Here is a 14,571-nt window from a genome sequence, read left to right on the forward strand (position 1 = left end):
ATGTCCACACTGGGCCGTCCTCGCCTCGCCGACGACCTGCGGGCGTTGGGCGTCCGCCCGGGTGTGTGCCTCGTGGTGCACTGCGGCCTCCGGCGGGTGGGCCCGCTGGAGCACGGCCCCGCGACGCTCGCCGGCGCCCTGCGGGACGTCCTCGGCCCGGCGGGCACGCTGCTCGTGCCCACCCACACCGACGGCAACTCGACCACCTCCCGGGCACATCTGGCGGCCATCGCCGGCATGGATCGGGCGCAGCGCGACAGATACGAGGCGGCGCTGCCGGGCTGGGACCGCCGAACCACCCCCTCCCAGCGGATGGGTGCGCTCGCCGAGTACGTCCGGTGTGCCCCCGGCGCCGTGCGCAGCGATCATCCGCAGACCTCGTTCGCCGCGCTCGGCCCACGGGCCCGGCAGCTCACCGACGGCCACGACCTCACCTGCCATCTGGGGGAACGCTCCCCGGTCGGCGGCCTCTACGCGGCGGACGGGCAGATCCTGCTGCTCGGCCTCGGCTACGAGGCGTGCAGCGCCCTGCACCTGGCCGAGTACCGGCTTCCCTCGCCGCCGCCCGAGCGCGACTACCGCTGCTTCCGGCTCGTCGACGGGCGCCGGGTCCGCCTCGACTTCCGTGCTCTCGACCTGGACGATCGCGACTTCCCCACGGTGGGCGCCGCGCTCGACGACGCACCGTTCGTTCAGCACGGTCAGGTTGGTCGGGCGAGCGCCCGCCTGCTGCCCGCGCGCCCTGCGGTGGACTTCGCGGTCGGCTGGTTCGCCGCGAACCGCTTGGCGGCGCAACGTTGACGCGGGGATTACGCTGATGTTCCGGCCGCAGGGGGAGGGCGGAGGGGCAGCCATGAGCACAGTGGACGCACCCTCCAGAACGCGCGCCCCGCTCTTCTTCCTCAGCTACTCCAGAGCGCCGGTCGGCCGCGCCACCGGCAAGCCCGCCGAGTACGTCTCCCGGTTCTTCGAGGACCTCTCCGTCCATGTCAGTGAGCTGGTCGGCCCGGTGACCGGGGTGGACGCCGGCTTCCTGGACAGCTCCATCGCCGGCGGGGAACGCTGGAGCCCGGAGCTCCTCCAGGCCGCCGGCACCTGCCAGGTCTTCGTTCCGCTGGTGTCCAGCGCGCTGCTCGGCAGCGACTGGTGTGGCCGCGAGTGGGACGCGTTCTCCCGCCGACGGATCATCCCGCGGCACAGCTCCGCCTCCGCCCACGAAACGGCGATCGTGCCGGTCACCTGGTCGCCGACGAACGGCACAGCACTGCCTCGGGTGCTCCGCGACATCCAACGGTTCTCCCCGACCGCCATGCCGGATCCCGACATCGCGGTGCACTACCAGCGGGATGGGGTCTATGGCTTGCTGACCATGCAGTGGGAGAACGCGTACCGGGCGGTGGTCTGGCGGCTCGCGCAGCGGATCGTGGCCATCCACCGGTCGTACCTGGTGGAGCCCTGGGTGCCGGCGAGCGTGGACGAGCTGTGCAACCGGTTCGCCGAGGAGCCGGGATGAGCCCGCCGGCGGACCGGCGCCGATCGGCGGCGCGAGGGACGTACTTCTTCCTCAGCTATGCCCACTCGCCGCCGGCGCCGGGCGCCCGGGCCGACGCCGACGTCTGGGTCGGCCAGTTCTTCACCGACCTGGCCGACGAGGTGCGGCGCCAGGCGCGACCGGTGGCCGGCATGCGGATCGGCTTCTTCGACCAGCAGATCCCGCTGGGCGCCGACTGGAAGGCGGCACTCGCCGAGGCACTCGGTGACGCCGAGGTCTTCGTCCCGCTCTACTCGCCCGGCTACTTCAGTCGCCCGTGGGCGTTGGGGGAGCAGGAGTCCTTCCGGGCCCGGCTGGCCGCCGCCGGCCCGGCCCGGGCCACCGCTGGCCATCTCACCCCGGTGCTGTGGATCCCGTTCCACCCGTGGGAGACCCATCCGGAGCTGGACGGCGCCCTGGACCTGGGCCGGGACGTCCCGGAATACGCCGAGGACGGCCTTCGCGCGTTCTGCATGCTGGCCTCCTACCGGGCGCAGTACGAGCTTCTGCTGAGCCGGCTGGCGAGCCGGATCGTGCACACCGCCGAGCGGCGACCGCTGGGCCCGTCCCGGGCGCCCGGCCTCGACGAGGTCGTCCGCCCGGCGCCGACCGACCCCGACTTCGTCGTCGCCGTCCTGGCCCCGACCCAGGACCGTCTGCCGACCGACCGCGACCCCGCCGGCTACGCCGCCAAGAGCCAGCTCTGGCGGCCGTACGGGCGCCGCCAGGAGCTGCCCGTCGCCGAGTACGCGGCCAGCACCGCCGAGCGCCTCGGGCTGTCCGCCCGCACGGAGGACTTCGTGCAGGCCGCCGGGCTGCTCGATCGTCGACCGGCGGTGCTGCTGGTCGACCCGTGGATCGCGGCGGCGCCGGATGCGCCCGAAGTCCTCGCCCGCATGCTGCAAGGCCTGCGGGAGTGGGTCGTCCCGCTGGTGGTCACCGACGACGACGACAGCCAGGACGCCACCCGATGGGCGACGAAGATGACGCAGCTCCTGCACGACGCCGGTCTGCCCCAGGTGAAGCAGGCGTGCAGCATGCCGGAGTTCGCCGATCTGATGCCGGCGCTGGTCACCGAGGCTCGCCGCCAGTTCCTCAAGTACGGCCCGGTCGTCTCCTTCGAGCCACCGCCGGAGCCGGTGCCGAGCCTGCGCGACGGCCTGTCCGCCGCCGGCCCGACCGTTACGTCCGACCCCGCGTCCCCGCCTGATGATCCGGCCCCACCGCGTCCCCACGGAGAAAACCGATGAACAACGATCGCGAAGGCCAGGTCGTCACCTTCTACTCGTTCAAGGGTGGGACGGGCCGAACGATGGCGCTGGCCAACGTGGCCTGGATCCTCGCGGCCAGCGGTCGGCGGGTGCTTGTCGCTGACTGGGACCTCGAGTCACCCGGCCTGCACCGCTTCTTCCACCCGTTCCTCGATGCCGAGGCGATCCAGGGCACCAGCGGCGTGATCGACATGATCCGCGACTACGAGTGGGAGACGACCCGGGTCGACGACCGGCCGGATCGCTGGATGGAGCAGTACGCCCGGGTCGGACGGCACGCCTTCTCGCTGCACTGGAACTTCCCGAACGGCGGCGGCCTCGACTTCCTCTCCGCGGGCCGGCAGAACAGCGACTACGCCGTCTCGGTGAGCGGGCTGGACTGGGACAACTTCTACAACCGGCTGGGCGGGGCGCAGTTCTTCGAGGCGCTGCGCGCCGACATGAAGCGCCAGTACGACTTCACCCTGATCGACAGCCGAACGGGGTTGAGCGACGTCGCCGACATCTGCACCCTGCACCTGCCGGACACGCTGGTCGACTGTTTCACGCTCAGCGACCAGGGCATCGACGGCGCGGCCCGGGTGGCGCACTCGGTGCGGGACCGGTACCGGCGGCGGGACATCCGGGTCCTGCCGGTGCCGATGCGCGTCGACCAGGCCGAGAAGGAGCGGGCCGAGGCGGGTCGGCTGCTGGCCATGCGCCGGTTCGCCGGCTTGCCGGCGGGCATGACCGAGGCGGAACGGCGGCGATACTGGGCCGCCGTCGAGGTCCCGTACCGGCCGTTCTACGCGTACGAGGAGACACTGGCGACGTTCGGGGACCCGCCCGGTTCGCCGACGTCGCTGCTGGCCGCGTTCGAGACGTTGACCGGGATCCTCACCGATGGCGCGGTGACCGCGTTGCCGCTGATGGACGAGTCGGTGCGGGAGCGGGGCAAGGCTCGCTTCCGCCGACGTACCGAGGCGGTCGACGACCAGATCGTGCTCCGTTGCGCGCCGGAGGACGCCATCTGGGCCGAGTGGCTGGAGCGGGTGCTCAGCTCGGCCGGGTTGCGGGTGGTGGAGCCCACGGCAGCCGTCGGGTCCGCCGCCACGCCCGCCCCGCGCACGCTGACCGTGGTCTCGCCGGCGTACGTGGCAACGCCGTCCAGCGGTCTGCCCGACCGCGACACGAGCACCGGCTCCACGGCCCTTGCCGTGTACGTCGCCGACCTGCGCCCGCTGGCGGAGTTCCCTTCCCAGAGCTCCACCAACCTGGTCAATGTGAGCGCCGCGACCGCCGTGGAGCGGGTGTTGCGGCTGGTCGGCCGGCCGGTCCCGTCGTCAGCGGACGGTCCGGCGGGTGGGTCCGCCCGTTATCCCGGCGCCGAGCCGTTGATCTTCAACGCCCCGAACCGGAACGCCCGGTTCACCGGCCGGGAGGACGACCTGGCGCGACTGCGCGGGCAGTTGCAGAGCGGGGGCAGCGCGGTGGTGCTGCCGGTCGCCCTGCAGGGCATGGGCGGCGTCGGCAAGACACAGGTGGCTCTGGAGTACGTGCACCGGTTCAAGGCCGCGTACGACGTGGTCTGGTGGATCGTGGCCGACCCGCCGCAGTTCGTCGACACCGCCCTCGCCGACCTCGCCAACCGCCTCGGCATCCTCGCCGGGCCCACCCTGCCCGACACGGTCCGGTCGGTGCTGCAGGTGCTGAGCCGGGGCGAGCCGTACGAGCGGTGGCTCGTCGTGCTCGACAACGCGGAAGAGCTCGACCAGATCGAGCCGTTCCTGCCGCAGGGCCCCGGCCATGTCCTGCTGACCTCCCGCAACCGCGCGTGGGGTGATCGGGCGAACCCGATCCAGGTGGACGTCTTCGACCGCACCGAGAGCGTCGCGCACCTCGCCCAGCGGGTGCCCACGATCAGCGCCGAGGAGGCCGACCGTGTGGCCGAGGCGCTCGGCGACCTGCCGATCGCGGTGGCCGCGGCGGGTGCGTGGCTCGCCGACACCGGCACGTCGGTCGCGGACTACCTGCGGCAGATCGAGCGGCACGGCCCCAGCGCGCTCTCCGTGGAGGCCACCTGGGACCTGTCGCTGAACCGGCTGCTCGACCAGGCCCCTGCCGCGTACCGGCTGTTGCAGCTCTGCTCGGTGCTGGCCCCGGAGATCGCCCTCGAACTCATCTACAGCGACGAGATGGCGGCAGCCCTCGTGCCGTTCGACCCGTCGGTGTCGGAGCGGCTCGTACGCGGCGCCCTGGTGCAGCAGATCAACCGGCTGGCGCTGCTCAAACTCGACGTCCAGGGCGGCCGGGTCCAGGTGCACCGGCTGTTGCAGGCGGTGGTCCGCGACCGGATGACCGAGGACGAGATCATCGCCGCCCGACACCAGGCGCACCTGGTGCTGGCCGCGTCCCGGCCACGCGGCGACGTGGACGACCCGACCACCTGGGCCCGGCTGCGCATGCTCTGGCCGCACCTGGAGGTTTCCGAGGCGCTGACCTGCCCTGACGAGTCGGTGCGTCAGCTGCTGATCGACCGGGTCCGTTATCTATGGCAGCGCGGCGGCCTGGACCAGGCCGACGGGTTCAGCCAGGAGGTGGACGACACCTGGTCCGCTCGGCTCGGCGACGCGCAGGACGAGACCGAGACGACGGCGCTGGGACGACAGTTGCTGCACCTGCGGTTCAACCGGGCGAACATTCTGCGCAGCCTGGGCCGGTTCGACGAGGCCCGGGACCTGGACGAAGCGGTGCTGGCCGAGCAACGCCGGCTGCTGGGCCCGCTGCATCCGCACAGTCTGATGACCGCCGGAAGCCTCGGCGGTGACCTGCGGGCGCTCGGTCGCTACGCCGAGGCCCTGGAACGGGACCGGTCCACCTACGCCTCGTGGCTCCAGGTGTTCGGCGAGGACCACCCGCGGACGTTGAGCGCGGCCAACAACCTCGCCGTCTCGTACCGGCTGGTCGGCGACTACCGGTCCGCCCGCCGGTGGGACGACGAGGTGCACCAGCGGCGGCGCCTGGTGCTCGGCCCCACCCACCCGTACACCCTGGTCTCCGCCGTCCGCCTGGGCAGCGACCTGCGGGAAGCCGGCGAGTACGAGAGGTCGGCGACCCTGCTGCGCACGGTGTACGACGCGTACTGCGAGGTGCTCGGGCCGGACGACGGCCAGAGTCTCGCCGCCCAGGTCAACCTGGCGGTGTCACTGCGCAGCGCCGGTCGGGGAGCCGAGGCCGCGCCGATGTTCGAGACGGCCTACCGCGAGCTCGACGAACGCTTCGGGCCGGACAACCCGGACACGGTGGCGTGCCGGTCGAGCCGCGCGGCGAACCTGTTGGCCGTCGGCGACGCGGCCCGGGCGTTGACCGAGTTGATCGCCGTCAGCCAGGCGTACGAGGAGCAACTCCGGCTCGGCCCGGAGCACCCGCACACCCTGGCGACGCTGAGCAACATCTCCGCCGCCGAGCGCGCACTCGGCCGTCGATCGGAAGCCCGCGTATCGGCTGCCCGGGCGGCCGGCGAGTTGCGCAAGGTGGTCGGCCCCGACCACCCGCACACCCTCGCGGCAGAGGTGAACCAGGCGGTGTGCCTCGCCGAGGAGGGTGACTGGGAGTCGGCGCGGGACCGGCTGCGGGAAACCGCCGGCCGGCTGGCCGCGGTGATCGGTGCGGACCACCCCGACACGCTGCGCTGCCTCGGTGACCTCGCCCTGGTGTCGAAGCGGGCCGGCGACGGCGCTCCCGCCGAGGACGTCAGCAGCGTGGCGGACCGGCTGGCCGAGGTGATCGGCCCTGAGCATCCGACCGTGCAGACCCTGCGCGAACGGCGGTTCATCGTCCGGGTGATCGACCCGCACACGATCTGATCGGGTCGGCGGGCGGGCGGGTCGGGCAGGTGGCCCGCCCGCCCGCCGGTCTGGCCGTGCCGCCCCGCAGGCTCAGAGCCGTGGGCTGGTCGCGAGCTCCGGCGTGGCCAGCCAGCTCAGGGTCTGCGGCAGGATCTCCACCGCCCCGAAATGCGCGGCGCCGGGCTGCACCTGGACCTCGGCGCGCGAGATCTGCGAGGCGAGCCAGTGGGAGTGCTGCACCGGGGAGAAGCGGTCCTGGTCGCCGTGCCAGAGCCGGACCTCCGCACGGATGGCGCCGAGGTCGAACCCCCAGCCCCGCCGTATCGCCAACACGTCGTCGATCCAGCCCTCGGGGCCGTGCCGCAGCGCCTCGGAGTACATGTCGGTCAGCAGTCGGCGGATCGCGATGTCGTCGACGACCCGGATGTCCGCCTCGGGTAACTGGGGGCGGAGGAAGTCCAACAGCGTCATCGGATCCCGCCGGGCCTCCTCCGCGCGGACCTTCAGGTTGAGCGTGAGCTCGTCCAGGTCCTCGTCGGCCTGCCCGTAGTCCTCCACGTTCGTCTCGGCCATCCCGGCGTACCAGTCCAGGTCGGGTGCGCCGGCCGGTGCGAGCCCCACCAGCACGGCAGCCCGGGTGACCCGGTCGGGCAGCAGCGCCGCACAGGCCAGGGCGTGCGGACCTCCCCCGGACCGACCCACCACCGCGAACCGCTCGATGCCGAGGTCGTCGGCGATCGCCGCCACGTCGGCCGCGGCGTCGGCCACCCGCCGACCCTCGTGCCGGTCGGAGTCGCCGTAACCGGGTCGGTCGTAGCAGACGAGGTGCACGCCGAGGCGGTAGACGACGATGCCCCGGGGTCGGGGGCCGCTGCGGCTACCCGGTGTGCCGTGCAGCAGGAAGACCGCGGGCCCGTCCGGCGAACCGGAGGTCTCCACCGCGAGGTGCCGCCCGTCCGGCGTGGTGACGGTGCGCTGAGCCGCATCTTGTCGCGTCACGGTTGGCCTCCCGCGGGTCGTCATGTGCTCCCCCGTGAATGGAGCCGCGCATCGTCGGCGCCGAGTGCAAAGCCCCCGAAATCGCCCAGAACACATTCTTGTTGTGCAGCGTACTGCCCGTCGTGGATGCCCGCCATGGGCCGCCGGGTCAATGCCGGTGGGTTGGGGCCGCCGAACGGGCCGCTACCCTGGTAGCCCGAGGGGAAGGGGCACCAAGAGGGTGGCTAGGACCTACAACGTCGTGACGTACGGCTGCCAGATGAACGTGCACGACTCTGAGCGCATCTCCGGCCTGCTCGAACAGGCTGGCTACGTGCGCGCGGTGCCGGCCGACGACTCCCCGGACATCGTCGTCTTCAACACCTGCGCGGTGCGGGAGAACGCGGACAACAGGCTCTACGGCAACCTCGGTCGTCTGCGCCCGGTGAAGGACAAGCACCCCGGGATGCAGATCGCGGTCGGCGGCTGCCTCGCCCAGAAGGACCGGGGCGAGATCGTCCGCAAGGCGCCCTGGGTCGACGTGGTCTTCGGCACCCACAACATCGGCGCGCTGCCGGTGCTGCTGGAGCGGGCCCGGCACAACGCCGCCGCCGAGGTGGAGATCCTGGAGTCCCTCGACGTCTTCCCCTCCACGCTGCCCACCCGCCGCGAGTCCACGTACGCCGGTTGGGTGTCGATCTCGGTGGGTTGCAACAACACCTGCACGTTCTGCATCGTGCCCGCGCTGCGCGGCAAGGAGAAGGACCGCCGTCCCGGCGACATCCTCTCCGAGGTGCGCGCCCTGGTCGACGAGGGCGTGCTGGAGGTGACCCTGCTCGGGCAGAACGTCAACTCCTATGGTGTGGAGTTCGGTGACCGGTACGCCTTCGGCAAGCTGCTGCGAGCGTGCGGTGACATCGACGGGTTGGAGCGGGTCCGGTTCACCAGCCCACACCCGAAGGACTTCACCGACGACGTGATCGCCGCGATGGCCGAGACACCGAACGTCTGCCACTCGCTGCACATGCCGTTGCAGTCCGGCTCGGACGACGTGCTCCGGGCGATGCGCCGCTCCTACCGCTCCGAGCGCTACCTGGGGATCATCGAGAAGGTCCGGGCGGCGATGCCGGACGCGGCGATCACCACCGACATCATCGTCGGCTTCCCCGGCGAAACCGAGGCCGACTTCCAGCGCACCCTGGACGTGGTCCGCGAGGCCCGGTTCTCCTCGGCCTTCACCTTCCAGTACTCGAAGCGCCCCGGCACCCCCGCCGCGACGATGGACGACCAGCTGCCCAAGCAGGTCGTGCAGGAGCGCTACGAGCGGCTGATCACCACCGTCGAGGAGATCTCCTGGGCGGAGAACAAGCGCCTGGTGGGGGAGACCGTCGAGGTGCTGGTCGCGCTCGGTGAGGGCCGCAAGGATGAGCGGACGGGCCGGATGTCCGGTCGGGCCCGCGACGGTCGACTGGTGCACTTCGCGACCGAGGCCCCTGGTACGCCGTCGCTGGCTGGCCAGATCCGGCCGGGCGACATCGTGCACACCACGATCACGTACGCGGCGCCGCATCACCTCAACGCTGACGGAGCGCCGGTATCGCACCGGCGGACCCGGGCCGGCGACGCGGCCGAGGCGGGTCGCTCCCCGCGTACCCCTGGGGTGTTGCTCGGTCTGCCGACGATCGGCGCACCGCCGGTCGCGGCCGCACCCACCGCTGGCTGCGCCACCCACTGATCGTAGGGAAGGGCCCCTGGAGCAGGGGCCCTTCCCCGAACCGCTGCGCTCAGACGGTGATCCGGCCGGCGCCGGCGCCCGCCGTCACGATGGACTTGACGTTGCTCGCGGTGTCCAGCTGGTAGGAGTACGGGATGCCGGCGACGCTGCCGCCGGTCTGGCCCGTGGGTGAGTTGACGAAGTGGTTGTTGCGGGCGACCAGGCTGCCGGGCCCGGAGTCACCCTCACCGAGGTGGTACGGGTCGTCGACGTTCTCGAAGTAGTTGCCCTCGACGAGCACCCCGGCGTTCTCGGTGGACGCGACGCCGTAGCCACCGTTGGCCCGGTAGTAGTTGTTGTACACGTGCACCGGGTTGCCGAAGCGCACCCGGGGGTTGCGCTGGTTGCTGCCGTCGAACCAGTTGTGGTGGTAGCTCACCCGCAGGTGCCCGACGTCCTGGCTGGCGTTGTCGTCGCTGTGGCCGAGCAGCATGGTCTTGTCGTGGTTGAACACCCGGTTCCACGACACGGTGACGAAGTCCGAGCCGCGCTTGATGTCGACCGCGCCGTCGTACCCGTTGCTGAAGCTGTTGTGGTCGATCCAGATGTTGGTGGCCGACTCCTGGACGTTGATCGCGTCGTCGTTCCAGTCCCGGAAGTTCAGGTTCCGGATGATCACGTTGCGGTCACCGCTGATGTTGAGCCCGCAGCCGGCGATGGTCGCGCCGGAGTTGCCGAGGATCGTCTTGTTGGACCGGACCCGCAGCATGCCCGAGCAGGAGATGGTCCCGGACACCCGGATCACCGCCGCGCCGGTCGCGTTCAGCGCGCTGGTCAGTGCCGAGGCGTTGGTGACGGTCGTGGGCGCGGCGTTGCCGCCACCGGTGGTGCCGCCGTTCTGGGTGGCCCATCCCACCAGACCCGTCTGCGGCGGGTTGCTGGGCGGGGGTGTGCTCGGCGGCGGGGTGCTCGGTGGAGGTGTGCTCGGCGGTGGCGGGGTGGTCGGTGTGGTGCTGCCGGTGCAGGCGACGTTGTTCAGGGTGAAGCTGGCCGGGGCCGGGTTGCTGGAGTTGTTCCAGCTCGCGTTGAAGCCGAACGAGGTGCTGCCGTTGGTCGCCAGGTTGCCGTTGTAGTCGACGTTGGTCGCGGAGACCTGGCCGCCGCTCTGCGAGACGGTCGCGCCCCACGCCTGGTTGACCTGCTGGCCGGCCCCGTACGACCAGCGCAACGTCCATCCGGAGACCGGGTCGCCCAGGTTGGTGACGGTGACGTTGCCAGTGAACCCACCCGGCCACTGGCTGGCGACGGAGTAGGCGACCTGGCAGCCGGCGGCCGCCTGGGCGGACACCGAGGTCAGCAGACCGGCCGTGACGAGGGTGGCGGTGGCTGCGGCGGTGGTGGCGATCAGCGTCATTCGACGCCGTCCTGTGCGCATGCTGCTTCCTTTCGATGAGGCGGACGGACCATCGCGACGCCCATGCCCGTGGGCGGCGAATCTCGGCCGGGACCAGTGGTCCTCAGGCCCGCCAGTGCAGGTACGTGAAGGAAAGCGGCTCCCGCGCTCGCGCCAACCGATGTAGAGGCAAGCGCTTTCCCGATGAAAGCATAGAAGCATCTGAATGTAAATGACCGGGACGGCCGATGCCACGGCACCGGCCGTCCCGGCAGCTCAGCAGCTGGTGCCGTTGAGCTTCACCGATCCCGGCGCGCTGGCGGTGCCGTTGGCGGTGAAGCCCACGGTGACCGACCCACCCGCCGGCAGGGACGGGGCGTGCCCCGGGGCGGCGGCGGTGACCGTAGTCCCGGACTGCGTGACGGTGGCGTTCCAACCACTGCCCAGCGTCACCCCCGACGGCCAACTCCAGGTGGCCGACCACGGGTTCACCGCGGCCGAGCCGGTGTTCTTCACGGTCAGCTCGCCCTGGAAACCGCCCTGCCAGGCGTTGACCTGCCGGTAGGTGGCCGAGCAGCCGCCGGTGGGCGGGTTCGTCGGGCCGCCGGTCGGCGGCGGCGTCGTCGGACCGGTGCCGCCGGACGGCGCGATCAGGTACGGCTGGAGGATCGCCTGCTTGGTGGTGTTGATGGTGGTCCAGTCGTCCAGCGCGATGCCGCCGGTGTCACCCGAGTTCGGGTTCCACGACCAGTAGGTGAAGGACATCCCGGTGACCCCGGTGCCGGTGTAGGCCATCAACTTCTCCAGCCACACCCGGTCCTTCGGGTCGGCCAGCGTGCTGCCGAACTCACCCATCATGATCGGCGCGATGTTCTGCTTGTAGAGGTAACCCCAGTACTTGTCCCAGATCGCCGGCATGTTCGCCGGGTAGTCCGGAGCGTCGAACCAACTCTGCCGGTAGACCGAGGTGGCGTACTCATGCGGCGAGTAGACCAACCGGTTGGCCACGTTCAGCCGTACCGGGAACTGGCCGGCCTTCGACAGGTTCCCGCCCCACCAACCGCAGTCCTCGTCGTTGCTCGGGTCGTTGTCCCACACGTTGGAGAGGCCACCGCTGGGGCAGCTCACCCCCTCCACGAAGATCAACCAGTTGGGCTGGACGCTGAGGACGGCGTTCCCGGCCCGCTCGGCGGCGAGCCGCCAGTCCCGGGTGGTGTCGCCGCAGCCCCAGCACGCGCCGGTGGCCGCCGGGTTGGTGCCCTCGGCGTGCGGCTCGTTGTGCAGGTCGGCGCCGATCACCGTCGGGTTGCCCGCGTACCGCTGGGCGAGCATCTTCCAGTCGTTGATCCACGTAGCTTCGGAGACCGTCGACGTGTACCACAGCGGCGACTGCCCGGCCGCCGTCGGCCGGTGCCGATCCAGGATGATCCGCATCCCCTTGCTGCCGGCGTAGTCGATCACCTTGTCCAGGATCTGCAACGGGGAGAGCCCGACCAGATCTGGGTTCACGAAGTCGTTGACCCCGCTGGCGGTCGCGCCCGGCTTCAGCGCGTCGTTCGAGTACGGCACGCGCAGCGTGTTGTAACCCAGCCGCGCCATCGTGTCGAGCTGCCCCCTCCACGGGTTGCTCGACCACAACCCGTGGAAGGTCTTGTTGTCGGTCTCCATGCCGAACCAGTTGATGCCGGTCAGCCGGACCGTGGCGCCGGTGCTGTCCACGATCTGGTTGCCGTTGGTGTGCAGGTAACCTGTACCGGTGCCAGCGGCGACGGCCGGACTTGTGCTGACGGCGGCGGCGAGGAACACGCCGGCCGCGACGGTGGCGAGCGCGGTCAGCGCGCCGCCGAGAGCGGTGGGACGGAACATGCGAGCTCCACTTCGGAGGTCCGGCGCCGCCCGATGACGGGGCCGGCGGGCCGTCCGCACGTCACGGTCCCTTGAGGGGTACGCGGACAGTGCGCGACGGCCCAGGTCACGCGGACGTGGTCACTCGCGAAAGCTCACCGGCGATCCCTGACGGCGGCGTACCACCCTCAGTGCCCTCGCACCGGTGCCCGACCTGGCTCTGCCGCTCATTCTGATCAGCCGTCCTCAATGCGTCAACCAGCCATCCGGCTGCCCCACGCGCTTGGTCTCCGGCGTTGCTCTTGCGGCGTTGCTCTCCGGCGCTGGTCTTCCGCGTTGCTCTTGCGCGTTGCTCTTGCGCGCTGGACTCCTGTCCCGGCTCTCGGCCCCTGCTCCCGCAAGATCACGCTCGATCCTGGATGTAGTGGTATCCCAGCGCGTCGAAGCCACTACATCCAGGATCGAGCATGACCATGACCAGCGATGGCGTCCGAAGCCCGCCTTCAGAGGGCCCGCGCTCAGGCAAGCCGGCAAGATCTGCGCAACCTCAGGGAAGTTGCTGCCTCCGGCGCGTCTGAGGCAGCAACTTCGGGGATGTTGTGAGGATCTTGGCGCGGGGCGCGGGGCGCGGGGCGCGGGGCGCGGGGCGCGGGGCGCGGGGCGCGGGGCGACCGGGGCGACCGGGGCGACCGGGGCGACCGGGGCGACCGGGGCGAGAGCCTGGACACGCGGGAGCCCCCGGTCCCGCGAGGGGGACCGGGGGCTCCCGGAAGACGTCAGCTCAGCCGGCCTGCTCGGCGAGCTGGAGGAACTGCCGCTTGGCGGCGAGGGCCTGCTCGGCCTCCTTGATCCGGCGCGCGTCCCCGGCGGTCTGTGCCCGGGTCAGCCGGTCCTCGGCTTCCGCCACCTGCGACCGCATCTGGGCGAGCAGCGGGTTGTCTTCCTTGGTGGTGCGGCGCCAGGCTGACTCCATCACCTCGCGGACCTTGTCGTCGATGACGCGCAGCCGGCGCTCCAGCCCGGCGGCCGCCTCGCGGGGCACCCGGCCGGCCTCGTGCCACTGTGCCTGGATCTCCCGCAGCTTGGCCTGGGCGCCCTTCGGGTCGGCGTCGATGTCCAACGCCTCGGCCTCGGCGAGTAGGGCCTGCTTGCGCTCCAGGTTGCCGCGCTGTTCGTTGTCCCTCGCGGAGAAGACCTCACTGCGCCGGCTGAAGAAGGCATCCTGCGCGCCCCGGAAACGTTCCCAGAGCTTCTGCTCGGCCTCTTTGGAAGCGCGCGGCGCGGCCTTCCACTGGGTCATCAGATCCTTGAGCTGGTTGGCGGTGGCGGCCCAGTCGGTGGATTCCTGGAGCTTCTCCGCTTCGGCGACCAGATCTTCCTTCGCGGTCTGTGCCTGCTTGCGCTGCGAGTCCAGGGAGGCGAAGTGGGCGCCCCGGCGCCGGGTGAAACCGTCGCGGGCGGCGGCGAACCGCTTCCACAGCTCACCGTCGGCCTTCTTGTCGACCCCGCGGATGGTCTTCCACTCGTCGAGGATCTCCTTGAGCCGGTCCCCGGCGGTCTTCCAACCGGTGGATTCGGCCGCGAGCTTCTCGGCCTCCTCGACCAGCGCGGTCTTGCGGGCCAGGGCTTCGCCGCGAGCGGCGTCCCGGGCCGCGCGAGCTTCGCCGGCCTTCTCCTCGGCGAGGGTCGCCAGCTTGTCCAGGCGAGCGGCCAGCGCGTCGATGTCGCCGACCACGTTGGCCTCGGGCAGCGTGGTGCGGATCCGCCGGATCGTGCTCAACGAGTGCCCGGCATCCGCCGCACCCGACTTGAGTCGCGCTTCGGTCAGGTCCACCTCGGTCACCAGGTCGGCGAAGCGGCGCGCGAAGTGGGCCAGGCCCTCCTCCGGCGCTCCCGCCTGCCACGATCCGACCACCCGCTCTCCCTCGGTGGTCTTGACGTACACGGTGCCGTCCGCGTCCACCCGTCCGAAGGCAGTCCAGTCGCTCATGTGCCCATCCTCGTTCTCCCGG

At 71.3% G+C, this 14,571-nt stretch carries 9 protein-coding genes; 5 read left to right on the top strand and 4 right to left on the bottom strand.

The window, feature by feature from the left end:
* The 4 genes from PCA76_RS07645 to fxsT are packed head-to-tail and all read left to right on the top strand — an operon-like array spanning window position 1 to window position 6,647.
* Window positions 1-801: an aminoglycoside N(3)-acetyltransferase gene (locus PCA76_RS07645; protein ID WP_272616319.1), complete on the top strand. Its 801-nt coding sequence runs from the start codon at window positions 1-3 to the stop codon at window positions 799-801.
* Window positions 802-853: 52 nt separating this feature from the next.
* Window positions 854-1,513: a TIR-like protein FxsC gene (locus tag PCA76_RS07650; RefSeq protein WP_272616321.1), complete on the top strand. Its 660-nt coding sequence runs from the start codon at window positions 854-856 to the stop codon at window positions 1,511-1,513.
* On the top strand, window positions 1,510-2,781 hold the full coding sequence (locus PCA76_RS07655) for a TIR-like protein FxsC (protein ID WP_272616322.1): 1,272 nt from the start codon (window positions 1,510-1,512) through the stop codon (window positions 2,779-2,781). The genes PCA76_RS07650 and PCA76_RS07655 overlap by 4 nt, the downstream gene beginning before the upstream one ends.
* Window positions 2,778-6,647 (top strand): FxSxx-COOH system tetratricopeptide repeat protein, encoded by a 3,870-nt coding sequence (gene fxsT, locus PCA76_RS07660; RefSeq protein ID WP_272616323.1) that lies wholly within the window; start codon window positions 2,778-2,780, stop codon window positions 6,645-6,647. Before PCA76_RS07655 ends, fxsT begins: the two co-directional genes overlap by 4 nt.
* A 72-nt stretch (window positions 6,648-6,719) precedes the next feature.
* Here fxsT and PCA76_RS07665 read toward each other — a convergent pair whose 3' ends face one another.
* Entirely contained in the window at window positions 6,720-7,628 is a 909-nt protein-coding gene (locus PCA76_RS07665; protein ID WP_272616325.1) for an alpha/beta fold hydrolase, read from the bottom strand.
* A gap of 220 nt (window positions 7,629-7,848) precedes the next feature.
* On the opposite strand from PCA76_RS07665, the gene miaB reads away from it, so the two are divergent.
* Window positions 7,849-9,342: a tRNA (N6-isopentenyl adenosine(37)-C2)-methylthiotransferase MiaB gene (gene miaB, locus PCA76_RS07670; protein WP_272616326.1), complete on the top strand. Its 1,494-nt coding sequence runs from the start codon at window positions 7,849-7,851 to the stop codon at window positions 9,340-9,342.
* 49 nt (window positions 9,343-9,391) lie between these two features.
* On the opposite strand, the gene PCA76_RS07675 is transcribed toward miaB, so the two are convergent.
* The 3 genes from PCA76_RS07675 to PCA76_RS07685 all read right to left on the bottom strand — a co-directional run bounded on the left by PCA76_RS07675 (window position 9,392) and on the right by PCA76_RS07685 (window position 14,549).
* A complete protein-coding gene (locus tag PCA76_RS07675; protein ID WP_272616328.1) occupies window positions 9,392-10,756 on the bottom strand; it encodes a pectate lyase family protein in 1,365 nt (454 codons plus the stop codon).
* 234 nt (window positions 10,757-10,990) lie between these two features.
* Entirely contained in the window at window positions 10,991-12,580 is a 1,590-nt protein-coding gene (locus PCA76_RS07680; RefSeq protein ID WP_272616329.1) for a cellulase family glycosylhydrolase, read from the bottom strand.
* A 760-nt stretch (window positions 12,581-13,340) separates the two neighbouring features.
* Window positions 13,341-14,549, bottom strand: a complete 1,209-nt coding sequence (locus tag PCA76_RS07685; RefSeq protein ID WP_272616330.1) for a DUF349 domain-containing protein — start codon at window positions 14,547-14,549, stop codon at window positions 13,341-13,343.
* Between the last annotated feature and the right edge of the window lie 22 nt (window positions 14,550-14,571).

It is taken from the genome of Micromonospora sp. LH3U1, assembly GCF_028475105.1.
Classification (GTDB): domain Bacteria; phylum Actinomycetota; class Actinomycetes; order Mycobacteriales; family Micromonosporaceae; genus Micromonospora.

Excerpts from the sequence above, each read along its gene's own strand:
- PCA76_RS07645 (WP_272616319.1), top strand. The coding sequence starts at position 1 with ATGTCCACACTGGGCCGTCCTCGCCTCGCCGACGACCTGCGGGCGTTG.
- PCA76_RS07650 (WP_272616321.1), top strand. The coding sequence starts at position 854 with ATGAGCACAGTGGACGCACCCTCCAGAACGCGCGCCCCGCTCTTCTTC.
- PCA76_RS07655 (WP_272616322.1), top strand. The coding sequence starts at position 1,510 with ATGAGCCCGCCGGCGGACCGGCGCCGATCGGCGGCGCGAGGGACGTAC.
- fxsT (WP_272616323.1), top strand. The coding sequence starts at position 2,778 with ATGAACAACGATCGCGAAGGCCAGGTCGTCACCTTCTACTCGTTCAAG.
- PCA76_RS07675 (WP_272616328.1), bottom strand. The coding sequence starts at position 10,756 with ATGCGCACAGGACGGCGTCGAATGACGCTGATCGCCACCACCGCCGCA.
- PCA76_RS07680 (WP_272616329.1), bottom strand. The coding sequence starts at position 12,580 with ATGTTCCGTCCCACCGCTCTCGGCGGCGCGCTGACCGCGCTCGCCACC.
- PCA76_RS07685 (WP_272616330.1), bottom strand. The coding sequence starts at position 14,549 with ATGAGCGACTGGACTGCCTTCGGACGGGTGGACGCGGACGGCACCGTG.